We start from the raw sequence: 23,272 nt of genomic DNA, 5'->3' as shown, positions 1-23,272 counted from the left end.
CATCCTACAAGTCAAAGTAGGGTGGCCTTTAAAAATATTAAACTTATTTTTGAGCTTTTTTAGCTTCAGCTTCGTATTCACGAACAATGTTGAAGTTAGAATCTTTAGAATCTACATAACCATAGTGTTGGTAGATGTTTTCAAGGATCTTCTTGCCTTTCTTAGTCTTGGCAATATCTTTGAATGCTTTAGCAAGTTTCTTCTTAAATGACTTGGACATTCCACTTCTAACTGAAACAGTATCGTTTGGAATGTACTTGGTAAAGTAGATTGGAACAACATCTTTCATTACGGCTGGTGCATCTTTTGCAGCAAGTGGGCGAGCGTCTGAGAAGACAAAGGCAGCATCAGCGTCTCCGTTATAAACTGATAAAACAGCTTGATCGTGTCCCTTAACTTGAACTAACTTACAATCCTTTGGTACGTTTAAGCCCTTCTTGTGAAGTTCGGCGATTGGAAGAACGTAACCAGAAGTAGAGGTTGGGTCTTGAACGGCAATTGTCTTACCTTTAAGATCTTTCCAAGATTTAATCTTAGAACCTTTTTTAACAACGATCATTGAACGGTAGCTGTCCATTAATTTATGATTTTGCTTACCGCTTGGTTCATCGTAGCCATAGCGTTGTGCTTGAAGTAAAACGTCAGCTACACCACGCTTGTGAGCTAAAACATAAGCATCAGGTGGTAAGAAACCAACATCAACTTTCTTAGATGCCATTGCTTCAACTAAAGCAGAGTTATCAGTTGAAACAGTTACGTGAACGGGCATGTGTAATTGCTTTTCAAGTAAACCTTGTAATGGTTTAGCCTTAGCTTCAAGCTTAGAAGCTTGGACACTAGGAACGAATTGAACGTTTAACTCTTTAGGAGTATAACCATCGCTTGATTTAGAAGCAGATTTACTGTTCGAGCAAGCTGCACTTGTTGCAGCAAGTAAAACCATAGCGGCGCCAATCAAAAATTTCTTTATCTTCATTTTTTCCTCCAGAACTATTTAATGAAGTTGACGATTTAAAGATAGCAGACTATTAATCGTAATTCAAGTCAAAATGTGAATAATTATAAACATTATTCTTTATAATGTACGGATATATACGTATTTTATATATGCAAAAGCTATATATAATGCGCGTTTGACGCAGAATTTAAAATATGAAAAATTTCAAAATAAAAAATTTGATTTTTATACTACAACATCTTGTATATGCTTTTTACTTTGATACAATAAATAGTGCTTCAATTTTTAAATTACTGGAGGATTTTGATGAATTTATATAAAAAGATTGCTTTAGGTTTAGTTGCAGGGTTGGCATTAATTGCTACTGGATGTTCAAAAGGAAATAAAGAAGATAGTTCAGCAGCAAATATTCCAACTAAAATTACCAAGAAAACTACGGTAACCTTTTGGCATGGAATGAATGGTGGTCAGCGTGCAGAATTAGAAAAATTAACTGCAGAATTTGAAAAGAAAAATCCTAATATTAAAATCAAACTTGAAAATCAAGGTTCTTATATTGATTTACAAGCTAAGGTAAATTCAACATTACAATCACCAAATAATTTACCAACAATTACGCAAGCATATCCTGGTTGGCTCTATAATGCTGTTAAGAGTAATATGTTGGTTGATCTTTCCCCATACATTAATAACAGTAAGCTCGGTTGGGGAAGTGCTGCTAAGTCAAATATCAGAACTGAATTATTGGATGGAGCTAAAATTCAAGGAAAACAATACGGTATTCCATTTAATAAATCTATTGAAGTTTTAACCTATAACAAGTCCATGTTTGAAAAATATGGTATTAAAAAAGTTCCTACAACTATGAAGGAATTAGCACAAGTTTCAGAAACCATTTATAAGAAGAGTAACCATCAAGTTGTTGGTGCAGGCTTTGATTCTTTAGCTAATTACTATACCTTGGGTATGAAAAATGAAGGAATTAATTTAACTGATAAAGTTAACTTTACTGGCAAAGATTCCAAGAAAGTTATTGATTACTATGCTCAAGGTATGAAGAAGGGCTACTTTACAACTGCTGGTTCAGCACACTATTTATCAGGTCCATTTGCTAATGAAAAGGTAGCAATGTATATTGGAACATCAGCAGGTGAAGGCTATGTTAAAAAGGCAGTTGGTGATAAGTTTACTTATGATGTAGCTGCACGCCCTGGTAAATATACTATGCAGCAAGGTACTGATATTTACATGTTTAAAAAAGCAACAGCAATGCAAAGAACTGCCGCATTTAAATATATGCAATTTTTAACTTCTAAATCTACTCAACTTAAATGGGCAAATGCAACTGGCTATATTCCAGTTAATAATTCTGTTGTGAAATCTAAAGAATACAAAGAAAACACCAAGACTAAGCTTCCAGCTAAGTTAGAAGGGGCTATGAAACACTTGTACAGTATTCCAGTAGCTAAGAACTCAAACGCTGCCTACAGTCAATTAGATCCAATTATGGCTAAGATTTTGTATGCAGCTAAGAATGGTCAAAATGTTGATAATCAAATTAAAGCAGGTAAAGCAAAATTTGATGCAGCGTGGAAGCAATAAAAATAATTTGAAATAAAAAAAGGTCGAAACTTCGTACTAAGATGAAGTTTCGACCTTTTTTGATTATTACCAAATTGAACCTAAGAACCAAAAAATGACATCTATAAATGGAATATATGAGCAAATAAAATACTGATAAAATACATGGAAAAAATCATGATGTTCAACATTATTAAACAGATATTTTGGATTATTTTTATCGCCATAGGCTCCAAAAGATTTATCAAAATAATATTTTTCATTTTTCTTATGTAATAGTGTCTGTATTAGAGCTACTATATTGGTGATAATTATTGAAAGCACAATAATACTAATAATTACTATCCATATTCCCGTCATATACTATCTCTTTTTTTGATAATTTTTATATATTCCACTAGCAGTTTGTAGAACCAATGATGTTGCAGCTCCGTTAGCGCACCCTAATATGGGATTCCCGAAATATATTTCCATTACTGCACCTTTACCACATGATCCTGCAACACTACCCCAATTTACGTTGTTTCCACCATATATCCGGCTTAGTTCATTTTTAGAAACTTTTTCGATCATTATCTTCCACCTCCAGCTAACCAGCCCACACATTGTACTGATCCGCCAATTGCACCAGCACTTGCACCGATTAGTGCACCTGTTCCTACAGAAACTGGCTGACCAAAAAAGGATCCAGCCCGTGCACCTCTCCATGCACCAATAGCTATATTAGTACCAATTGTTCCTCCGCACTTTGCAACTGACCAATTTTTTCCACCAACGACGGTTTGTAGTTGACACTCGTTTAATACTTTCATGTTTGTTTATATCCTTTTCTTTATATTTTTTTATAGTTTACTAAAAAAATAAATCTTAAGAGGAAAAGTGACTAATTTAGCTTAAAATATAACTAAAAAGGGTCGAAACTTCGTACTAAGATGAAGTTTCGACCTTTTTTAATTATCTAATTCTAAGATTTAAAATCAAACCGATAAAGAAACCAACCGCTTCAGTAATAAACAATACTTGCGTATTTTGAACAACTTTAGGAAATGATCTTGGCTTCGTCTGAATTTTCCAAAGAAAGCGCATGTTCTTATAGATGGTTGGAATGCAAATTAAAATTAAAGCTACACTCCAAGGAAGGACACCAATCCAAATTGCCCAACCTGTTAAAAAGAAACCAAGTAAATAATTGAATACAAATAAATATAATCCGCCTTTGATTCCAATGTATGAAACTAGTGTGTGGCGACCATTTGCAATATCGGCGTCATGATCACATAAATTGTTACCTAGCATTAAAGTAAAGTTACAAATTTCAGGTATTCCAGCAGCCAGAATAATTGGATAAATAAAGTTCCAATTAAAGGAGACCTTAGAACAAACATTGATGTAAACCATTACCAAGAAAATATCAAAGCCCATTGCAAAACAAGCTGCAATCTCTCCAAACGGTCCAGCAGAAATTGTGTGTGAACCCGTTGAATAAGAAATAGCAATAGCATAACAAATAATTCCAACAATCCAAATATAGATATTAGTTTGAAGTCCAATCAGAATAGCGCAAACAGCTGAAATGATGAATAATACCCAAACAAAAGCTAAAACGTGTTTAGGATTAAGGTGATACTTACCAATGGGATTCTTCTTATGATCGCCAGTTTTGGCAGCTTTTTCACGTTTATAATCCCAATAGCCATCATTCACGTTCATAAAAATTTGTAGAACAATCGTGGCAATACACATTTCAATTGTAGGAAAAATTCTGAAAAACTGAAAATTATATTCTGTATACATCATCCCTAATAATACGGGAATAATTGAATTAAATAGGGTACGTGGTTCAATTAATTCATAATAGCCTTGCTTAGCTTCAGCAGACATAGTAAACTTCTTTCTATTTTTTAGATTAGTCCTTGATCCATTAAATAAAGTTGGTGGAAATGTTCATTATGTTTAAAGAGATCATGTGGATTTCCTTGCATTGTGACTTTGCCATCTTTAAAGAAGAGAACTTCGTTCATATATTTTACACCTTGTAGATGGTGCGTTACCCAAACTACTGTCTTATTTTTTAAAACTTCAAACACTAAATTTAAAAGTTTTTGTTCTGTAAGAGGATCTAAACCAACAGTGGGCTCGTCTAAGAGGACGATTGGTGTGTCTTGTAAAAGTACACGTGCTAGTGCTAAACGCTCTTTCTGACCGCCTGAAAAACGTGCTCCAGCTTCAGCTACTTCTGTGTCTAACTTCTTAGGAAGTGAATTAACAAAATCAGCTAGCTGGACTTTTTCTAAAATTTCCATCATTTGATCTGTAGTGGCATCTGGGTTAGCCATTTTGAGATTTTCATAAATAGTTGTATTAAACAAAAATGGTTCTTGATTTAGAACAGAGAATAACTTTGAGCGTTCCCTTTGAAGTTTAAGAACGTTTAAATGATCGAGTGTCACAGTCCCTTGGTTAGGTTTTAAATCACCTAAGATTAATTGCAAAATAGTACTTTTACCAGCACCTGATGGGCCGATTAAAGCAGCTTTTTGTCCTCTTTTTAGAGTAAGAGAGAAATTTTGAATAATTGGATAGTCTTCTTTAGGATAAGTGAATGAAATATCCGATACTCTTAAAGTACCTGCAAAAGCAGGATCGAGATATTGCTGAGCAGGCAAACGATTCTCTGGTACCTTTAATTCATTTAAGTGTTTTACAGAATCGCTATATGTATGCCATTCTTCAATTCCTTGACCAACTGGAATAAAGGCATCTGATAAAGGAAAGAGAGCTAAGACAACTGCTCCAACATAGTTTGCTGCTTCTTGATTATTGTTAAGAGTTTGGTTCGTGAAATAAAGAAGCGCAACTGCCATCAAGCCAAAGATGAACTCAAGACCGAAGTCTCTAGCCCAATCAAACTTTCCAGACTTCTTTTCATGTTGGCCTAAAGATTTTAAAGTCTCTTTAGTTTGATTAAAAAAGGCATCCCGTCTACCAGAAATTTTCCAATCTCCAGCTCCTAAAACTTGATCAGTAAATTCAGTGTAAAGTTGTGCTTTTTCTTCTTTCTCTTTAGTGCGAACAGCAGCTTGTTTTAAGAGGGAGAAGAAGGGAACCAATACTAATTCCGCAACTAATAAAATTGCGATTGCTCCAGCTAAAGGCCAGGAGAAGAGCCCCAGCAAAATTACTACAAAGAAACCAACTAAGTAACTCAAGATTGCAGGGAAAATAGTTCTTAGATAAAGATTTTGCAAGTGACCAATGTCATCAGTTAAAAGCGATAAAATACTTCCTGTTTGAAAGCTTGAACCAACAGCTGAAGTATTTCTTTCGGCAATGTAAAACAGTCTTCGTCTTAAAGAACTAGTAACACGTAAAATCCAGTTGTGGGATACTAAGCGTTCTAAATATCTAAATAAAGGACGACCAATACCAACAGCCCGCATTAAAACTATTGGTACATAAATCATTAGAATGTTTTCTGGACGTGTAGCGGCTTTATCGATGGTATAGCCAGCATAAAACATAAGGGCACCACCGCAAAAGAACATGATTACGCCTAGAAAAATTGCTAAGAGAAAGTTCCATTTATATTGGGCTAGGTATGGTTTAATCCAGTGATCATTTTTCCAAGAAAATTTTTTATTCATCATAGTAGGTCTTCTTTCAGTGGCTTAGTGAGTTTCTTAAAGGCAGTTCCATTTTTTGCTAAATCTGCAGGAGTACCTTGTTCGACAATTTCTCCATTTTCAATAACTAAGCACCAATCCATGTCATTTAACCAATGCAAACGGTGTGTTGTAAAGAAAACTAGGTGATTTTCCATTAGTTTTTTCATTGGTTGCTTTAATTCGTATTCAGTTTCAATATCAAGGTGAGCAGTTGGTTCATCGAAGAATAAAATCTTGCGGTCTTTTGCTAAAAATGCGCGTGCCAAGGCAATTCGCTGTTTTTGACCACCAGAAATGCCACGTCCATTTTCGCCAATTTTAGTATTCAAACCATCTTTTAAGCTGGCCACGAAGTTGTCTAAGTCAGTTGCCTTTAAAGCTGCATCAATCTCTTCCTGGCTGGCATTTGGGTTATAGAAAGTTAGATTGTCTTTGATACTAGCAGCGAACATGTAAGGATCTTGGGGAATGTAAGTAATTTGATTTTGCCAATTCTTTTGATTAAGTTGAGCAAGAGTTTGTCCATTGATAGTGAAGTTATCGTCTTTAAGGTGCGGAGTAAGAAAACCAGCTAAGATTCGCATTAAAGTTGTCTTGCCAGCTCCAGTTGGCCCGATAATGCCGACTTTTTGAAAACCAGTAAGGTTCAAATTGATATTACGTAATTCATCAGCGGTATGTTGGCTTGTTTTATGCATCGTTTTCTTTTTTACGACGCCGCTCATTTTAGCATTTTTATTAACAGTGAACTTACTTTGATCAACATGACTGTAGTTAAAATAAAGATTCTTAGCTACTAAAGTGCTATCGTTGTTCCACGTGAAACTGGACAACTGATCCTCTTGCGGTGTAGTAGGAAAAGCTAAAATATCAAAAATTTGTCCAAGCGCGTTTTTACCGTTTAATGTTGCATGAAAGTCATTACCAAAATCACGAATAGGTAAAAAATATTCGGGTGATAAGATCAAAATAACCAGCGAAGGATAGAGAACCAAATTGCCGTTGATTAAGCCAATTCCAAGAAACATGGCAATCATCGCAATTGACAAAGTTGTAAAAAAATCAAGTGTAAAAGTAGACAAGATAGCCACTCTTAAAACTCCCATTGTTTTTTTACGATAGTTTTCGCTGTTCTTGTAAACAATATTGCCATATCTTCTAGCAAGTCCTAAAACTTTTAAAGTACTTAAGCCACGCAAGGCGTCGACAAAATGATTTTGCAACTTAACATAGCCTGCATATTGCTTACTAGCTTTACTTTGTGCTGCTGTCCCTAAAATAATCATAAATAAGATTAGTAGAGGAAAGACTAGCAATAAAATCCAGCCAGATAGGGCATTTAAGGTAAAGATATAGATCAAAATAACCCAAGGAACAATTGCAAGTGCAATTAATTTTGGAAAAATCAAAGATAGATAGTTAGAAATCTCATCCATTCCATCTAGTAAAGTAGAAACTAAGTTACCAGTTCCAATTCTTGATACTAGAGCAATTCCGCCATCATAGGTTTTATTAAGTAGTTGCTGGCGCAAAAGTGTAGTTGTTTGATTTGCATAACGGTTCATGTACCATTTTTGAAACCAGTTGATACCTTGCCGTAATAAATAGAAGATCAAAAAAAGTAACACATCTTGTGCTATTTCAGTAAAAGGTTGCCGTTTCCAAGAGCCAACAATTGCTCGGGCAAGAAAAATACCTTGTCCTAAAATAGCAAATGCTTGCAAGAACATTAGTCCTGCAAGCATTGCGAGCATGATTTTGGCTTTTGGTAATTTGAAAAGTCGTTTATCAATCATTTTTATTCCTGTTCTAGATTAAGCGTTTTGATTTACCTTAATCCGCCGTCTAAAGACTACATATGACCAGATGATGTAAACCAAGGCAATTGGCAAGAGAATAAGAGCAACAATTGTCATTACCTCAAGTGTCAATTTAGAGTTAGCAGCAGTCTTGATCAAGAGTGAGTGTGCTGAATCAGTTGCAATTAAAACGCGTGGGAAAAGTCCATTGAACAAGAGTCCAACAACAGCCACTAAAGTTAAACCACTTGTTACAAAAGCTGCTACCTGTTTGTTCTTAATCAAAGAAATATCTGACCAAGCAGTTAGGGCAACAATAATTAAAGTAATGATTGTTGAAGAAACTGGTCTTAGCTTAAAGAAATCAGTTTGGAAGAAGACTAGCAGGGCAAAGACAACTTCACCTAAATAGGCTATAAGGTAAAGCTTTTCATTTAAACTAGCAGCTCGCTCGCTCAATTCTGGATCATCAATTCTTAATCTTAAGAAGTTAATTCCATGAATTAAGCAAAGAAGTACGCCAGCGACACCAGCAACAATTGATAGTGGGTTAACAATATTCCAGAAACTTAAGCTCATATTTCCTTGAGCATCAATTGGCACACCTTGAACCAAGCTACCAAACATCATTGTTAAGAAAAATGGTGCTAATAAGCTGCCCCAAAATAGAGCGCCAGTCCAAATTCTAAAACCATGTTCAGTTTCTGCATGAGCAGAGAATTCAAATGACACACCTCTGATGATTAGAGCAAATAAAGTAAAGAATAGCAAAATGTAATAGCCACTAAATAGACTTGCGTACCAGTCAGAAAATGAAGCAAACATAGCACCACCAGCAGTGATTAACCATACTTCATTTCCATCCCAGTGAGGTCCGATGGTTTCCATCATGAAATGCTTTTCTTGATCATTTCTTGCTAAAAACTTAGTTGCCATTCCTACACCATAATCAAAACCTTCAGTGAAGTAGAAGATCATGAATAAGAGGCCGATTAATAAGAACCAAAGCAACTGTAAAAAATCAATTCCGTCGATCATTAGTATGCACCCCTTTCAAGTGCACCAGCTACACCCATGTCAAGTTGACGTTTGCAGTAATAGATCATTACTCCGCCAAGAGTTGAGAAGATTAGGAAGTACATAATATTCGTGAACCAAAGCTCGCCGGTTGTTGTACTTGCAGAAATTGAGTCTGCAATTGTGAAGAGTCCATAAACAGTCCATGGGAAACGACCAAGTTCTGTAATGAACCAACCACAAGTATTCGCAACAAATGGAAGGAAGGTAGAAATACCTAAAATCCATAAGAACCAACGCTTATTTTCAATTGTGTTCTTCTTTGGACGAGTCCAAATTAAACCTAGGATTGAAAGTAATGCGAATAAGGCACCAAAGCCTGCCATAATTCTGAAGCTGTAGAACAAGGTCTTAACAGGAACATAATAGCTCATGTCCTTGCCAAATTTCTTGTCATATTTAGCATGTAATTCCTTATTAATTTGGTTCATTCCTTTAATAGAACCGCTAGTCTTATGGTAAGTAAGAATAGTTAAAACATCAGGAATAGAAATTGCACCTTCATTTTTATGTTCTTTAGTATTTAAGTTAGCTACGATATCCCAAGGTGCATGATCACCAGTAGTTTCGTAAACACCTTCAGTTGCAGCAAACTTCATTGGTTGTTCATGAATTTCAACTTGAGTTTGGTAGTCACCAGCACCAATTTCAGCAATTGAGGCAAATAAAGCAATCCACAAGGCAACGCGCATTGACTTCTTGTGGAAGTTGACATCGCGTTTTCTAAGTAAACCAAAGGCAGCCATACCAATTACTACAAATGAAGCTGTGACAACTGCACCGATTACAACGTGTGGGAAACTAGCCCAAAGTTGTTCATTTGCAATTAAAGCCCAGAAACTAGCCATTTGTGCTTTACCGTTTTTAATGACATAGCCAACAGGATGTTGCATGAAGGCATTAGCCGTTAAAATCCAGATTGCACTTAACATAGAACCAATAAAGGAAATCCAAACTAAAGCACAGTGCAGACCTGGTTTAAACTTATCCCAAGTAAACATCCATAAGCCAATGAAAGTAGATTCCATAAAGAAAGCAAGTAAGGCTTCAATAGCTAATGGAGCACCAAAAATATCTCCCATAAAACGAGAGTAGTCAGACCAGTTCATTCCAAACTGGAATTCCTGAATAATACCTGTAACTACCCCGACAGCAAAGCTCAAGAGATAAATTTTTCCCCAGAACTGAGCCATCTTTTTATATACTTCGTCCTTTTTAACGACATAGAGTGTTTCCATGATTGATACAATGAATCCCATCCCGATAGAGAAGGGAACAAAGAAGAAGTGGAATACTGTAGTCATTGCGAATTGGAAGCGGGCAAGATCTAACATTGTTACACCCGATAACATTTTCATTCACCTATTTCTATATCCACATATATAACATCTGTTACCTTAAGCATATACTTTCTTGATGACGTTTTCAATAATATATAAGAATAAGTTTATAAATTTTAGCTAGCTTAAAAATAGAATAAAAAAACAGGGCTTCAAAGTTGAAGTCCTGTTAAATAAGTATTTTTTATTCACTTCTTAATGCAATTGCGGCATCTTTCTTAGCTGCCATTCTAGCAGGAATGTGTCCACCAAGCATAGTTAAAATAGTACTGATAATTACTAAGATTAAAGCTTGCGTTGGATCAAGCTGAGCCACGTTGCTCATATTAGTAATTGCGTATAAAACAGCATTAATTGGGAAGGTACATAGGTAAGCAATGAAAATACCTAAAATACCAGAAAAGAGTCCTAAAATAAATGTTTCTGCATCAAAGACACGTGTGATGTCGCGTTTTCTAGCACCAAGAGCTTTTAACACACCAATTTCTTTAGTACGTTCTAAGACAGAAGTATAAGTCAAAATACCGATCATAATCATAGAAGTGACTAATGAAATTCCAGCAAAAGCTACTAAAACATCGGTGATACCATCAAGCAAACCACCAGTTAATTTAGTTACTGTACCTGACATATCAGTATAAATAATCTGGTTCTTTTTCGCCTTTCCTTTATTGTATTTGTCTAAGTAATCAAGTACTTTATCTTTTGACTTAAAAGAATTTGGATAAATCAGAATGCCGCTAGGGATGCTAGAGCCACCTAGAGAAGCAATGAATTGCTCTTTTTGATTTTTATTCATTGGCTGATTAGTCATGACGTTAGTTGAACTATTCTTTTGGGCTTTAACAATGTTTGAATTTTCATTTTGTTTGATGATTTCTTGAGTCAAGCCATCGCTGTAGGCAATTCCATTATCTAGGAGAGCCATTTGGCTATTATTTTTACCACGAATGACTGCCGTTACCTTCAAAGTTAAGTTGCTTGAATCATACATAGACTTAGAAGCTTTTTGCGGAACAAAGTTGCCAGTAGGTAGTTCTTGGTAGTAATCGTTATTATTGATCACTTTAAAAGTTCGACCAACAATTTTATTAAGTTCTAACTTTTGACCATCTTTAATTGAAATACCTAAATTCTTAAGTGCGTTAATGTTGGCTTGATTTTTATTATTTAAAACGAGAACTACATCATTGTTTGACTTAGGCCATGATCCAGCAAGGATTTGGTAATTATCTTTAAAAAATGTTCCTTGCTTGGAATCAAGTGTCTTAGGAAAGACGCTGGTGTTAATCCCAACGCTATTCATTCCCTGAAGCTGCGCGCTAGCAATAGCTGAACCGGAATTGTTAACGTTAGAGAATTCTACATGCTTAATTTTTCCATTATCATTGGTTAAAAGATTAAGTTGAGTGCCACGAATGAAGGAAATGTTGTTAGCATAATCAGGATTAATCTTTTTAACATAGTTAATGTAAGACTGGGTAATTTTATTTTCGTGCGTATTCTTCTCATTGTCTGGCTTAGAAGCAACTAAATAGCCTTTATTTTTGACGTTTTTATCTGATTCGTTTCGACTTGTAGTAGCATTCATATCGGTTGCTGTTTGTGAAATAGAAATCGGAAACTTGGCTAACGTTTTGCTCTGTGTGTCGTTAATTTGCTTTTGAAAACCATGAGACAAGGCTAAGACAATTGCAATTCCGATGATTCCGATACTGGAAGCAAAGGCAGTTAAAAAAGTCCTGCCTTTTTTAGTCATAATGTTAGTAAAACTTAACTTTAGTGCATTCCAGTAAGACATCTTCGTTTTTTTGAGTTTAAAGGTGTCTGCTACTTTTTTCTTTGGTTCAAAAGGATTTGAATCGCTGAGAATTTTACCATCTTGAAAATGAACAATTCGACTAGCATATTCTTCAGCTAATTCTGGGTTGTGAGTTACCATGATGACTAGCTTATCATGACTTAATTCTTTGATTAGCTGCATGATACTTTCGCTAGTCTTGGTATCCAAAGCGCCGGTTGGCTCGTCACACAAAAGAATATCCGGATCATTAGCTATTGCCCGGGCAATAGCGACACGTTGCATCTGTCCACCGGATAATTGGTTAGGACGTTTCTTTAAATGCTTGCCAAGACCAACACGCTTTAAAGCAGCAACCGCTTTTTCATGGCGTTCATTGCTGCTCACGCCAGAAAGGGTCATACCTAATTCTACGTTTTCAATAATTGATAAGTGGGAAATTAGGTTATAACTTTGAAAAATAAAGCCGACAGAATTATTCCGATACGCATCCCAGTCAGTTTGAGAAAAGTTCTTGGTAGACTTACCGTTAATGATGATGTCACCAGAATCGTAATGGTCTAAGCCACCGATTACGTTTAAAAGTGTTGTTTTTCCAGAGCCACTTGGACCTAGAATGGCCACAAATTCGCTGTTACGAAAGTTGATTGTAACGTCATTAAGAGCATGTGTAACAGTGTCTCCGACATGATATGTCTTTTTTAAATGTAAAAGCTGTAGCATGTTTCTTCCCCTCTAAGCAATTATGTATTTGCTCCAACCTAATAGAGCGAATATTGCTTGAATTATAAATAGAATTGCAATTAACCCAATAATAACAAAGTGGCGCTTCTTATGCATGATAAAGACACCAGCGAATTCACGGATAGTAGCATTAGGCAAGAAATAAAATCTAGTTGTTGCGCCGATACCGTTAGCCTTTAAATGCGCCATTTTCGCATACAATCCGGCTCTAAAAAGATGATAGTTATTAGTAAAAAATTTTACCTTGAACTTTTCATTGCCATAATCTTTGATAGCAACAGCTTTAGAGTAGACCATATTTTGATAAGTATTGGTTGATTTGTCTTCAAGTAAGATTAAATCAGGGTCATAACCGCGTTTAACTGCATAATCTTTCATTGCTTCTGCTTCTGACAAATCTTCGTCTTTACCTTGTCCACCAGACATGATCAATTTAGGGCGCTTGTGGCCTTTATCATATTGTTTATTAGAAAAGGCAATTGCACGGTCAATTCTTGAGCCAAGAAGTCGTGAAACTTTTTTACCATCAATAAGACCTGCGCCTAAAACGATTAAGTAGTCTTGTTTGTAGCGTCGCGGAACAATCTGATATAAGACTAGGTTAAGTAAGAAATTGTACATTACAAACAATAAATAAAAAGCAATTAAAGCTGCGCCGGCAACTAAAGAGTGAAGCCAGCCTGGTAGCTTATGAAAGACGCCTAAACGATATAGCGTCCATAATCCTACTAAGAACAATCCAATGATGAGAGTTAAAAGGTTTGGAAGCGAGTGACTTTCATATTTCCAGACAAAATAAGCATTCCATAGAAAGAAAATCCATGAGAATGTAACTAGGAAAAAAATCCCAAACAAGAAAGCCAAGGCTATAAATGAAAATGAAGAGGTTAAGATAACATTATGCTGTGAAAAGATCAATATTGCTGCCCAAGTCAAAAATGTAAGCCCAAATGCTGTAAAGATTAATCCATTAATTAAGCGACGCGGCTCAATTAGCCAGGAAAATAAAAATAGTAATAAAAACATAAACATCAATAAAGTAGTAATTGTTACTCTATGATGCATGGTAAAATTAAGAAATTGATGTAAAGATTGCATGAGTTGTGATTGCATGATTAAATGTCCTTATGTCTTTTTGATAAATAATTATAAAGAAAAAAAGTAGGTAATTTCAATTAGGGGAAGTGTTCGAATGAAGACTTTTTTACGCTTTTTAGGTAATTTAGCAGTAATTATTATTGCCTTTGTGTTTTATACAGTTTTGCAATTAGGATACGCACAAAAAAAGGTGAACTTATTATTTGCAATTATTCTAGCCGTTTTAACGGTAGCGGTGATTTACTGGATGTATTGGATTTATAAAAGAGAGCTTAAGCAGGAAAATGATTGGTTCTTTAATGCTAAACCGCACTGGGATGTGAAGAGAATTATTATCGCAGTAGCTGCCTTTTTTGCTCTGGTAATTTTTCAAGTAGCTTATATTAGATTGATTGGCGGAAATACTGTTTCTCAGAACCAAGCAGAACTTGACGAGGTTAGGAAAGTAGCATCGCCGATGTTTAATATTTTGCTTGTTGTAGTAGCTCCAATTTGTGAAGAATTCATTTTTAGAGCGCTATTCTTTAATACTTTCTTCCCAGCAGATAACAACCTTAATAAGTGGGTTGGCATTGTAGCAAGTGGTTTTGTTTTTGCTTATGGTCATGATCCAATGTTTAGTAAATTTATTTATCTCTACTGGGTAATGGGAATGATCCTTGCATGGACATATGTGGAAACAAAGGATATTAGATATTCGATCTTAACGCATATGCTAAATAATATCCTCTCAATTTTATAGTAAAAGAAAAGGAGCACTAGTGCTCCTTTTTATTATGTCTTAATTGTTCTAAGACAACTTCTGCAATTTCATTATTAGTCCACATCCAAGCAATATGGCCTAGTGCTTCTGAGACATGTTCTTCTAGTGGCTGGTCTTTAGGAGAAGGAACAGTCTTCATTAATGGCATGATTACTAAGTGAAAAGCAATCCAAACTGCTAAACCAAATGGAACTCCTTGATCAACAGTTAGCCACTTAACCTTCTTTTCTAGCAAGGCAGCATAGGCTGTTGCAAAGGAAATAGAAAATCCAAAGTGAACTAGATAGCTTACCCATGGTAATTTTTCACCAGAATAAGTGTAAGTTGCGTGAGTTAATTTAGCGGGTACACCCATTTGTTCAAGTAATTTTTGTGGTGGATTGGTTTTATTTCTCTCTGGTGTTCTTGGAGGGAGAATATTTTCCCAGCCTAACTTAACTAATCCAGAAATAACACCAGCAGCAGTACCTGCAATTAATACATTTTTCCAACTAAATTTTGACATTATCTTCACGTCCTTTTGTAGGTCCTTTGTTCTTATTGTAACAAATTCAGTCCTTAGGGGATGATTTAAGGTCTTCCTTTGCATGAACATTTTTAGCAGCCATCTTGTTTAAGTAGATCCAAATTTGTGAACGATATTTTCTTAAAATATATAACAGGACTAAATAAACAATGATGCATAAACTGATCCAGAGCGGATTTTGTGAAATAAAGGCGGCAAAGACTAAAGCGTTAAGAGGCCGAGCCATCAAATTAAAACTAGTTACTAAGACAATTCCGGCTGGGATAGCAGCGCCATACTGAGAAATAGCACCCGTATAAATTGAACCAAGCCAACTAGCAGCATATAAACCTAAGCTAAACCAGATAACGCCGTTTGCAATAACTTTTAAGATATTGCCGTCAGTAATAGCAACAATTGATTCAACCATAAACGGTAGTGAGATTAAATCAACTACAGGAAGCGTTTTGTTTCCAGGTAAAAGAAAAGCAATAACAACCATGATTGGGATTAAGATTATGCCAGAAATAATCGTAGCTGATTCACCATATCCTACACCGTCATCAACTGCTAAGAACCAGCGCTTTTTATCATGAACTGGATCTACTTCTGGCTGCTGATTAGCATTTTGCTTTCTTGTTTGATCAATCTGCTTGGCCAGCGGAGTAAAAGCTTTACTGAAGACATTAGTAACTAAAGGAAAGATGGTCATCACAGCTGATAATTGAATGGCAAATTGGAAAATTTGCCCCCAAGCTTTGATGGTAGCTAAATCTTTAAGATTGCCTAAGATACCAATTACTATTCCTAGGATAGCTCCTAATGTGGTTGGCTCACCGAAGACGCCAAATTTGTTTTTAAAGGCTGCTGGGGTTAGATTTGCCTTATTGAAGCCAAGCATATTCCAAAGCGGATCAAGCAGAATAGCTGGAACTGTTTGGACGATATTTTGGGCAGCACAAACAGTTGTATTTTCAATCTTGTAGTATCTTGACCAACGGTCCGCTTGGATTTCAGCTAACAATAAGGTATAAAGCAGCATGAAAAAGGATAATCCAAGGGAGATCCACCAATTATGAGTTACATAAAAAGCTAATGTACCCCAAATCATGAAACCAAAATTGTTCCAAAGATTTGAGGGCATAAAAACTTTAGTAACGCCAACAGCAAACAAAATAAATTCTGCAATTAGTCCAAAGACAAAAAAAGTTAAACCAACTGGAGATCCGAAACTTGCAAGAGAACCAGCCTGCCAGCCGATATCGACAATAGGTAATTTAATTCCAGTATTATCAACCATTTGCTGGACAATTTTTGTCACTACAGGAGTAAACTCATTAATGATCCAAGAAAATCCAGTTAAGCCAACTCCTGCATAGAGTGCGCACATCATTGCTTTTTTAGGTTTTACTTTTAAAAATAAGGCAATGATAAAGATCATAACAGGAACAATCACTGTGGCACCGAAGGCATTAAAAAAAGTATGAATATTGTTTAGCATTAGTTTGCCTCTTTTCTTTCCATCTCAAGCATCCAGTCTTAGTATAGAAAAGAAGAAAAAAGAAGGCTAATAATTAGAATTATGTATATCAGTGTGCTAGTAAGTTTAAATTATTTTATTTTTGAAAAGATGACTTATGCTTTATCTGGATATTTTTAGCAGCCATCTTGTTTAAGTAAGTCCAAATTTGTGGACGGTATCGTCTAAGAATTAATAATGAAGTTAAGTAAATGATAATACATAAGCTAATCCAAAAAGGATTGCGAGAAATAAAGGCAGTAAAGATCAATGCATTAAAAGGTTGAGCCATCAAACTAAAGCTAGTGACTAGAATAACGCCAGCGGGAATTGTTACGCCATAATGAGCAATAGCATAAGTATAGATTGGCCCTAACCAGCTAGCTGTATAAAGTCCTAAACTAAACCAGACTATACTAGTTGCGATAACTTTTAGAATATTACCATTTGTTATCGCTACTATAGATTCCACCATAAACGGAAGAAAAACCAAATCAACGATTGGCAAAGTTTTGTTGCCAGGCAAAAGGAAAGCTAAGATAAGCATAATTGGAATTAAAACTATTCCTGAAATTATAGTAGCCGATTCACCATATCCTACGCTATCGTCAACTGCCAGAAACCATCTTTTTTTATCATGAATTGGATTTATTTCAATGCCAAGATTGGATTTTTGCTTTTGCTTACGACTTTTATCTATTTGTTCAGCCAAAGGAGTAAAGGCCATATTAAAGACTGTTGCAATCAGAGGAAAAATGGTAATTACAGCTGATAATTGAATAGTAAATTGAAAGATTTGCTCCCAAGCACTGACTTGGTTGAGCTCTTTGATATTTGCAATTAGGCTGATAAATAGTCCTAAAGCAGCTCCTAGAATTGGAGATTCACCAAATATTCCTAGCTTATGCTTTAAGGTGGTTGGTGTGAGAGTAGTTCGATTAAAACCTAGTCGATTCCAAAGCGGATCAAGTAAAATAGCGGGAATTGTTTGAACTATATTTTGTGCGGAGCAAACAGTAATGTTTTTGCTTTTATAGTAAGTTGACCAACGGTCTGCTTGAATTTCGGCAAAAAGTAGCGTGTAGAGAAGCATGAAGAATGAAAGCCCTAAGGAAAGCCACCAATCATGAGTAACGTAGAATGCCAGACTTCCCCAGAGCATAAAAACAAAGTTATTCCATAAGTTGGATGGCATGAAGACTTTTGTAATTCTTGTAGCAAATAAGATTATTTCTACCAATAGTCCAAATATAAAAAATGTTAAACCAATAGCTGATCCAAAACTGGCAACTGCTCCAGCCTCCCAGCCTATGTCAACGATGGGGCTTTTAATTCCAGTGTTGTTGACCATTTTATAAACAATTTTGATAACTATTAGAGTAAATTGATTGATAATCCATGAAAAACCAGTCAAACCAATTCCTGCATAAAGACCATAGAGCAAGCTTTTCTTAGGATCATACCCTACGAATAAAGCGATGATAAAAATTGTTGTTGGTATAACTATCGTTGTACCAAAAGAATTAAAGAAAAATTAATAGTATTCATCACTGGTGATCATCCCCTGTAACTAATAACATAAGTATATCCAGATGGGGGGTCAAGCAAGTTACTTAATGCTAAGAGCAGGTTAATCTTCGTATTTTTTTATTATATTTTGTATAATACTTTTATAGTATTTTTCTATTTTTTATTTAAGGAATGGGTAGTATGGAATATTTAAAGCTGTTAGGAATATTAATAATTGTGGTCGGCTTTGTCCTAAAGTGGGATACGACTGCAGTTGTAGTTATTGCAGCAATTGTAACGGGACTATTCTCAGGAATGGATTTTGTTAAGTTGCTGGAAGTAATTGGAAAGAGTTTTGTAGACAACCGAATGGTAAGTTTGTTCTTCTTAACTTTACCAATGATTGGACTAGTTGAATCTCATGGGTTAAGAGATTATGCAGTTAATGCGATTAAAAAGTTGAAGAAATTAACTGCTGGAAAGATTTTAAATATCTATCTTTTAATTCGTGAATTAGCTGGTGTCTTTGGAATTTCTCTTCAAGGACAAGTTCAATTCGTTCGTCCATTAATTGCGCCAATGGTAATTGCTGCTGCTGAAGACCAAGATAAGAAGAAATTAACTGAGTCAGAGATTGACTTAATTAAGGGTCGTAGTGCAGCAGTTGATAACTTTGGTAACTTTTTTGCTCAAAACTTGTTTGTGGCTTCAGGTGGTGTACTTTTAATTTCTTCAACAATGAAGTCGCTTGGCTATAAGGTTGATCCGGTTGGGATTGTGCTTAATACGATTCCAATTGCGATTATTACTTTTGTTTTAGTCTTTGCTTATAATCTTTACTTTGACCGTCAGATGAAGAAATGGGAGGGTCAATAAAATGCAAAATACGATTAACTTTTTACTCGCCATCCTTTATGCCCTGATTGGTTTATGTATGGCGGTTGCTGGAATTGAAACTTTAAGAGATAAGGCAAATAAGGCGAGAATTGGAACTGCCGTTTTTTGGTTCTTCTTGGCAATTATTTTTGCCTTTGGAGATTGGATTCCAGCTGTTGTATCGGGTGCGATGGTTTTAGTAATTGGAATTTTAGCTTTGTTTAAGCAAATTCAAGTTGGTAACTTGCCTAAGTTAGATCCTAAAACCGCGCAAGAAGGTGCGAAGCGTTTAGGAGCTAAAGTATTTTTACCAAGTATAGTTTTAGCATTAACTTCTATTTTAATTGCTCAGTTCACTCCACTTGGTGGGCAAGTTGGAATTGGTATCGGTGCCGTTGTTTCACTCATTTTGGCTATTTTCTTAACTAAGGCTCCAGCTAAACAGGTCTTTAAAGATTCGCAAAGAATGGTGCGAAGCGTTGGTGCACCTGGCGTTTTACTGCAACTATTAGCTATGCTTGGAGTAGTCTTTACCACTTGCGGTGTTGGTAAGCTAACTGCTAATATGATTAGTCATGTTTTTCCAGCTGGAAATCATTTCTTAGGAGTGGCGTTATACTGTATTGCGATGGCGCTCTTTACTTATATCATGGGTAATGCCTTTGCTGCCTTTGCTGTAATTACAGCGGCAATTGGGATTCCGTTTGTAATTGCTCAGGGCGCGAATCCAGTAGTTGTTGCGGCAATTGGAATGACATCAGGATACTGCGGAACGTTAGTAACGCCAATGGCTGCTAACTTTAACACCTTGCCAGTAGCTCTTTTAGAAATGAAAGATCAGATGGGCGTTATTAAGCAGCAGGCACCAGTTGCAGTTATTTTGTTGATTGTTCAAATCGGTTTAATGTACTTTTTAGCATTTTAATCTTGAAAGGATAATATTATGAAAATTTTAGTAACAGGATTTGATCCATTTGGCGGAGATAAAATTAATCCCGCAATTGAAGCAGTTAAAAGACTGCCTGATGAAATTAAAGGTGCAGAAGTTGTTAAGTTAGAAATTCCAACTGTCTTTAATAAGTCAGCTGAAGTTGTCAAAGAAGCAATTGAAAAAGAAAATCCTGATTATGTCTTAAATGTTGGTCAGGCTGGTGATCGTTTTGGCTTAACTCCAGAGCGAGTAGCAATTAATATCAATGATGGACGAATTCCAGATAATGAAGGCTACCAACCACTTGGTGAACCAATTCATAAAGATGGAGAAACTGCCTACTTTACACAATTGCCAATTAAGGCAGAGGCAAAGGCAATTAGGGATGCAGGCTTACCAGCTAGCGTTTCAAATACTGCTGGTACTTATGTATGTAATCATATTATGTATCAAGTTCAATATATGAGAGATAAAGAATTTCCTAACATTAAGGCAGGATTTATTCATATTCCATTCTTACCTGAGCAAGTTGTAGACCGTCCTAATACTCCATCTATGGCGCTTGATGACATTGTTAAAGGATTAACTGCAGCTCTTAGCGCTATTGTTGAACGTGATGGTAAGGGCGATATTGAAGCAATTGAAGGCGCAAATCACTAAAGCGTAGGTGATTTATTGTATGTTTTGGGTGTTTCTAAGTTTAGCGATTATTGGATTCATTTTATGCTTACTAGTCAGGCAGCACATTATTAAATATGGTTTTCCATTTGCTTATTGCTTAATTGGAATTATTGTTTCTAGTTTTGTTTGTTTAACTCAATTTGGTAATCATGATGCGAATTTCGATTGGTATGGTTATCTAGTAATTGTGTTTATAGTTGAAACTTGGTATTTGTACCATTACTTTTTATTAAGATCATAAAAAGAGGCTAATGTAGCCTCTTTTAAGTAAGGTCAAGCACGTAAGGTGTTTGGCCTTTTTCTTTGTTTTTATAATCTTATCGTTTTACTTTTTATTGGCTGCAGTTGTAAGTACTGTTTCACTTAAAATGCAGCAATGGTTAGTTAATGCAATTGCTCAGAAAATTTTAGCCTCAGGAATTGGCTTGATTAATACGATCCTTATGGTACTGCATCAGTGATGACTACGTTATTAACGACATACGTTTTAATCGGAATCCAAAATTTTGTACTTGTTTGGTTCTGTCCATCTCATTAAAATAGTGATAAAAATTTTTGATTAGGGGTGAAGGTAAAAATGACAATAGGAGATCTGCTTAGGCAATACCGTATTAACCAAAATAAAACTTTGCAAGAATTTGCGGGTAATATAATTGATCGATCTTACTACGGAAAAGTAGAAAGAAATATACATCAAATTTCAGCGGAAAACTTAATCAATCTGCTTAGATATAATCAAATTGATGCTATAGAATTTATTGAAACTTTAGACCCAAATTATGAAAACTATCAAAGTCAGATTCAAATTCAAAGAAAGATAATGGAAAAAGCATATTATCAAGTAGATAAAGATAAACTAAAAAAGGTTAAATTAATGATTACAGAAAGTAAATTATCTGAAAAAGATAAAGAAATTCAAAATTTGATTGCTGATGGACTTTTAGAATTACTAAATCCGGATAAACCTAATCAAAAAATTAGAGATGAAATTAAGAAGAAAATTTTTGAAATTCCAAATTTCAATAGTACTAAGTTTATGCTGTATTGCAATTCTATGCGTTTCTATAGTTTGGCTGATAACGAAGCAATTGTTAGAAAGATAATTGAAAAGTATCAAGTGCGTGAATCTATGCTTGTTAAAAAATCTCTACTTTCTTTAGCTATTAATGTTTTAGTCCTTTCTATCGAAGAAAATAAATTTGAGAATATTGATTTTTATATTGATTTTGCTAATAAGGTTCCAACTAATCCTGATCTTTTCTTTTATAAAAGTGCTATGACCTTTTTTACTTATTTCATTCAATATAAAAAGAATCAAGATAAGTCTGCGTTGCAATATTGCGATGCTATAATAAAAAGTTTTTGTCTTGTAGGTATGCCTGAGTATGGGGAAGAGCTACGAATATAGTCTGGATTGTTGCCGCTATGATTTGATCGTACAAAGAACGCAGTTTTAAACTGCGTTTTTTATTATGCCTGTTAAGTGATCGTGACTATATATTGGGATTATTTAAAAAATGAATGTAGACGCTGTGTTAAAAATTGTATTTTTTTCGCTGAGCTTTTAAATACTTAAACATATCTAGGTAGGTGGTGGCTTGCACACTGCACCCTAAATCTAAAACTTCTGAAATTAATGTAAGTATTGGTTTGTCATCACCATTTTTCATGTAATCAATTGCCTTTTGCAAATAAGTCAAGGTTAGAGTAAAAAACATTAAATATTGTGGTAATTCGATTTTTTTAAGTTCTTTGACTAATTTCTGAGCATAAGACAATTCATTAAGTGAAATCAGCCGTAAAATGCCATCTGATAAACTTCCCATAATGATTTCTAAGTTAAAACTAGTTTCAGCTTCTTTAAGACGGTCAATATTACGAATGATTTGCATTGAACTACCATAAATTTGCTTAGGATTGAATAGAAAAATTGATGCACCAAACGCTGAAATATAGTATTGACTCCATAAATTGACTTTTGAAAAAATTGCAAAAAGCTTTTTTTGGTCAATAGGAGGCAAGTAATTTTTATGTTCGATGATAAAAAGTTGATTACATAGATTAGCAGCCATAAATAAGTCAAACTTATTATGATTTTTATGATACTTAGTTAGTTGTTTTTGTGTAACTCGTTTGAGAAACGGAATATTTTCTTTTTCAGTAGCTTCAGAAAGCTCAGGATCTATTTCGGGTCGTGGTGAAAATTTGGACCAACCCATAAATTCATGACTAGTAATGTGAATTCTATTTAGTAATTTCATTGCCGTACTAAATTCAACCTCGACTTGATCATTTTCCCAGCGTGATAGTTTTGATTCAGAACAGATTCCGCTGCAAGCTTCTTTTTGCGTAATACCTTGTTCTAAGCGTAATTCTTTGAATTCATGACCATACATTTTTTCATTCTCCAAAAACTAACTTGCAG

General features: G+C 35.1%; 22 protein-coding genes and 1 pseudogene. 8 read left to right on the top strand and 15 right to left on the bottom strand.

Annotated features, from left to right (window positions below; translation table 11 throughout):
- Positions 1-43 precede the first annotated feature (43 nt).
- Entirely contained in the window at positions 44-976 is a 933-nt protein-coding gene (phnD, locus tag F3I00_RS09820) for a phosphate/phosphite/phosphonate ABC transporter substrate-binding protein (RefSeq protein ID WP_003648175.1), read from the bottom strand.
- 288 nt (positions 977-1,264) lie between these two features.
- On the opposite strand from phnD, the gene F3I00_RS09815 reads away from it, so the two are divergent.
- A complete protein-coding gene (locus tag F3I00_RS09815; protein ID WP_020807492.1) occupies positions 1,265-2,560 on the top strand; it encodes an extracellular solute-binding protein in 1,296 nt (431 codons plus the stop codon).
- A 66-nt stretch (positions 2,561-2,626) separates the two neighbouring features.
- Here the strand turns inward: F3I00_RS09815 and F3I00_RS09810 are convergent, their stop codons facing one another.
- From F3I00_RS09810 to F3I00_RS09765, 10 genes are all read right to left on the bottom strand, one after another.
- The gene (locus tag F3I00_RS09810; RefSeq protein ID WP_020807650.1) at positions 2,627-2,899 is read right to left on the bottom strand and encodes a hypothetical protein; all 273 of its coding nucleotides are present in this window, start codon (positions 2,897-2,899) and stop codon (positions 2,627-2,629) included.
- Between the two features lie 3 nt (positions 2,900-2,902).
- Positions 2,903-3,112, bottom strand: coding sequence for a hypothetical protein (locus F3I00_RS09805; protein WP_020807649.1), 210 nt, complete (start codon positions 3,110-3,112; stop codon positions 2,903-2,905).
- Entirely contained in the window at positions 3,112-3,351 is a 240-nt protein-coding gene (locus tag F3I00_RS09800; RefSeq protein ID WP_020807648.1) for a bacteriocin, read from the bottom strand. The genes F3I00_RS09805 and F3I00_RS09800 overlap by 1 nt, the downstream gene beginning before the upstream one ends.
- Positions 3,352-3,493: 142 nt before the next feature.
- Positions 3,494-4,420 (bottom strand): prenyltransferase, encoded by a 927-nt coding sequence (locus F3I00_RS09795; protein ID WP_020807647.1) that lies wholly within the window; start codon positions 4,418-4,420, stop codon positions 3,494-3,496.
- A 20-nt stretch (positions 4,421-4,440) separates the two neighbouring features.
- Complete coding sequence (cydC, locus tag F3I00_RS09790; RefSeq protein ID WP_065169700.1) at positions 4,441-6,186, bottom strand: thiol reductant ABC exporter subunit CydC; 1,746 nt, start codon at positions 6,184-6,186, stop codon at positions 4,441-4,443.
- Complete coding sequence (gene cydD, locus F3I00_RS09785) at positions 6,183-8,000, bottom strand: thiol reductant ABC exporter subunit CydD (RefSeq protein ID WP_159311088.1); 1,818 nt, start codon at positions 7,998-8,000, stop codon at positions 6,183-6,185. Before cydD ends, cydC begins: the two co-directional genes overlap by 4 nt.
- Positions 8,001-8,018: 18 nt before the next feature.
- A complete protein-coding gene (cydB, locus tag F3I00_RS09780; RefSeq protein ID WP_065169699.1) occupies positions 8,019-9,041 on the bottom strand; it encodes a cytochrome d ubiquinol oxidase subunit II in 1,023 nt (340 codons plus the stop codon).
- Positions 9,041-10,432, bottom strand: a complete 1,392-nt coding sequence (locus F3I00_RS09775) for a cytochrome ubiquinol oxidase subunit I (RefSeq protein WP_020807642.1) — start codon at positions 10,430-10,432, stop codon at positions 9,041-9,043. The genes cydB and F3I00_RS09775 overlap by 1 nt, the downstream gene beginning before the upstream one ends.
- A gap of 172 nt (positions 10,433-10,604) precedes the next feature.
- Positions 10,605-12,944 carry an ABC transporter ATP-binding protein/permease gene (locus tag F3I00_RS09770; RefSeq protein WP_159311087.1) on the bottom strand — a complete coding sequence of 780 codons (2,340 nt, stop codon included), beginning with the start codon at positions 12,942-12,944 and terminating at the stop codon, positions 10,605-10,607.
- A 12-nt stretch (positions 12,945-12,956) separates the two neighbouring features.
- Complete coding sequence (locus tag F3I00_RS09765; RefSeq protein ID WP_020807640.1) at positions 12,957-14,078, bottom strand: YdcF family protein; 1,122 nt, start codon at positions 14,076-14,078, stop codon at positions 12,957-12,959.
- 79 nt (positions 14,079-14,157) lie between these two features.
- Here F3I00_RS09765 and F3I00_RS09760 point away from each other — a divergent pair, with 79 nt between their 5' ends.
- Entirely contained in the window at positions 14,158-14,805 is a 648-nt protein-coding gene (locus F3I00_RS09760; protein WP_003649802.1) for a CPBP family intramembrane glutamic endopeptidase, read from the top strand.
- 16 nt (positions 14,806-14,821) lie between these two features.
- Here F3I00_RS09760 and F3I00_RS09755 read toward each other — a convergent pair whose 3' ends face one another.
- The 3 genes from F3I00_RS09755 to F3I00_RS09745 form a co-directional block, all read right to left on the bottom strand.
- Complete coding sequence (locus tag F3I00_RS09755; RefSeq protein ID WP_003650632.1) at positions 14,822-15,331, bottom strand: DUF1440 domain-containing protein; 510 nt, start codon at positions 15,329-15,331, stop codon at positions 14,822-14,824.
- Positions 15,332-15,377: 46 nt separating this feature from the next.
- The gene (locus F3I00_RS09750; RefSeq protein WP_020807639.1) at positions 15,378-16,832 is read right to left on the bottom strand and encodes a PTS galactitol transporter subunit IIC; all 1,455 of its coding nucleotides are present in this window, start codon (positions 16,830-16,832) and stop codon (positions 15,378-15,380) included.
- A gap of 115 nt (positions 16,833-16,947) precedes the next feature.
- A complete protein-coding gene (locus tag F3I00_RS09745; protein WP_231110779.1) occupies positions 16,948-18,351 on the bottom strand; it encodes a PTS transporter subunit IIC in 1,404 nt (467 codons plus the stop codon).
- Between the two features lie 209 nt (positions 18,352-18,560).
- Here F3I00_RS09745 and F3I00_RS09740 point away from each other — a divergent pair, with 209 nt between their 5' ends.
- From F3I00_RS09740 to F3I00_RS09720, 6 genes and pseudogenes are all read left to right on the top strand, one after another.
- Complete coding sequence (locus F3I00_RS09740) at positions 18,561-19,235, top strand: DUF969 domain-containing protein (protein WP_003649806.1); 675 nt, start codon at positions 18,561-18,563, stop codon at positions 19,233-19,235.
- Between the two features lies 1 nt (position 19,236).
- Entirely contained in the window at positions 19,237-20,160 is a 924-nt protein-coding gene (locus F3I00_RS09735) for a DUF979 domain-containing protein (protein WP_020807637.1), read from the top strand.
- Between the two features lie 18 nt (positions 20,161-20,178).
- Positions 20,179-20,826, top strand: a complete 648-nt coding sequence (gene pcp / locus F3I00_RS09730) for a pyroglutamyl-peptidase I (protein WP_020807636.1) — start codon at positions 20,179-20,181, stop codon at positions 20,824-20,826.
- A gap of 19 nt (positions 20,827-20,845) precedes the next feature.
- Positions 20,846-21,088, top strand: a complete 243-nt coding sequence (locus F3I00_RS09725) for a hypothetical protein (protein WP_003650642.1) — start codon at positions 20,846-20,848, stop codon at positions 21,086-21,088.
- Positions 21,089-21,152: 64 nt separating this feature from the next.
- Positions 21,153-21,328 (top strand): annotated as a pseudogene (locus F3I00_RS10855) (MFS transporter); the annotation flags it as partial.
- Positions 21,329-21,424: 96 nt separating this feature from the next.
- Entirely contained in the window at positions 21,425-22,255 is an 831-nt protein-coding gene (locus F3I00_RS09720; protein ID WP_020807635.1) for a helix-turn-helix domain-containing protein, read from the top strand.
- A gap of 127 nt (positions 22,256-22,382) precedes the next feature.
- Here F3I00_RS09720 and F3I00_RS09715 read toward each other — a convergent pair whose 3' ends face one another.
- A complete protein-coding gene (locus tag F3I00_RS09715) occupies positions 22,383-23,243 on the bottom strand; it encodes a helix-turn-helix transcriptional regulator (protein WP_003649814.1) in 861 nt (286 codons plus the stop codon).
- Positions 23,244-23,272 lie beyond the last annotated feature (29 nt).

This window comes from Lactobacillus sp. JM1 (assembly GCF_009834385.1).
In the GTDB taxonomy this organism is placed as follows: Bacteria; Bacillota; Bacilli; order Lactobacillales; family Lactobacillaceae; genus Lactobacillus; species Lactobacillus paragasseri.
The sequence above is the reverse complement of the archived record's forward strand: the minus strand, read 5'-3'. Positions and strand labels throughout refer to the sequence as shown.

Bases quoted from the DNA above. Each gene is read 5' to 3' on its own strand.
- F3I00_RS09725 (WP_003650642.1), top strand. From the start codon at position 20,846: ATGTTTTGGGTGTTTCTAAGTTTAGCGATTATTGGATTCATTTTATGC.
- F3I00_RS09775 (WP_020807642.1), bottom strand. From the start codon at position 10,432: ATGTTATCGGGTGTAACAATGTTAGATCTTGCCCGCTTCCAATTCGCA.
- F3I00_RS09805 (WP_020807649.1), bottom strand. From the start codon at position 3,112: ATGATCGAAAAAGTTTCTAAAAATGAACTAAGCCGGATATATGGTGGA.
- F3I00_RS09795 (WP_020807647.1), bottom strand. From the start codon at position 4,420: ATGTCTGCTGAAGCTAAGCAAGGCTATTATGAATTAATTGAACCACGT.
- F3I00_RS09755 (WP_003650632.1), bottom strand. From the start codon at position 15,331: ATGTCAAAATTTAGTTGGAAAAATGTATTAATTGCAGGTACTGCTGCT.
- F3I00_RS09770 (WP_159311087.1), bottom strand. From the start codon at position 12,944: ATGCTACAGCTTTTACATTTAAAAAAGACATATCATGTCGGAGACACT.
- cydD (WP_159311088.1), bottom strand. From the start codon at position 8,000: ATGATTGATAAACGACTTTTCAAATTACCAAAAGCCAAAATCATGCTC.
- F3I00_RS09810 (WP_020807650.1), bottom strand. From the start codon at position 2,899: ATGACGGGAATATGGATAGTAATTATTAGTATTATTGTGCTTTCAATA.
- F3I00_RS09800 (WP_020807648.1), bottom strand. From the start codon at position 3,351: ATGAAAGTATTAAACGAGTGTCAACTACAAACCGTCGTTGGTGGAAAA.
- cydB (WP_065169699.1), bottom strand. From the start codon at position 9,041: ATGATCGACGGAATTGATTTTTTACAGTTGCTTTGGTTCTTATTAATC.
- F3I00_RS09735 (WP_020807637.1), top strand. From the start codon at position 19,237: ATGCAAAATACGATTAACTTTTTACTCGCCATCCTTTATGCCCTGATT.
- F3I00_RS09750 (WP_020807639.1), bottom strand. From the start codon at position 16,832: ATGCTAAACAATATTCATACTTTTTTTAATGCCTTCGGTGCCACAGTG.
- F3I00_RS09815 (WP_020807492.1), top strand. From the start codon at position 1,265: ATGAATTTATATAAAAAGATTGCTTTAGGTTTAGTTGCAGGGTTGGCA.
- cydC (WP_065169700.1), bottom strand. From the start codon at position 6,186: ATGATGAATAAAAAATTTTCTTGGAAAAATGATCACTGGATTAAACCA.
- F3I00_RS09715 (WP_003649814.1), bottom strand. From the start codon at position 23,243: ATGTATGGTCATGAATTCAAAGAATTACGCTTAGAACAAGGTATTACG.
- F3I00_RS09765 (WP_020807640.1), bottom strand. From the start codon at position 14,078: ATGCAATCACAACTCATGCAATCTTTACATCAATTTCTTAATTTTACC.
- F3I00_RS09720 (WP_020807635.1), top strand. From the start codon at position 21,425: ATGACAATAGGAGATCTGCTTAGGCAATACCGTATTAACCAAAATAAA.
- phnD (WP_003648175.1), bottom strand. From the start codon at position 976: ATGAAGATAAAGAAATTTTTGATTGGCGCCGCTATGGTTTTACTTGCT.
- F3I00_RS09740 (WP_003649806.1), top strand. From the start codon at position 18,561: ATGGAATATTTAAAGCTGTTAGGAATATTAATAATTGTGGTCGGCTTT.
- F3I00_RS09760 (WP_003649802.1), top strand. From the start codon at position 14,158: ATGAAGACTTTTTTACGCTTTTTAGGTAATTTAGCAGTAATTATTATT.
- pcp (WP_020807636.1), top strand. From the start codon at position 20,179: ATGAAAATTTTAGTAACAGGATTTGATCCATTTGGCGGAGATAAAATT.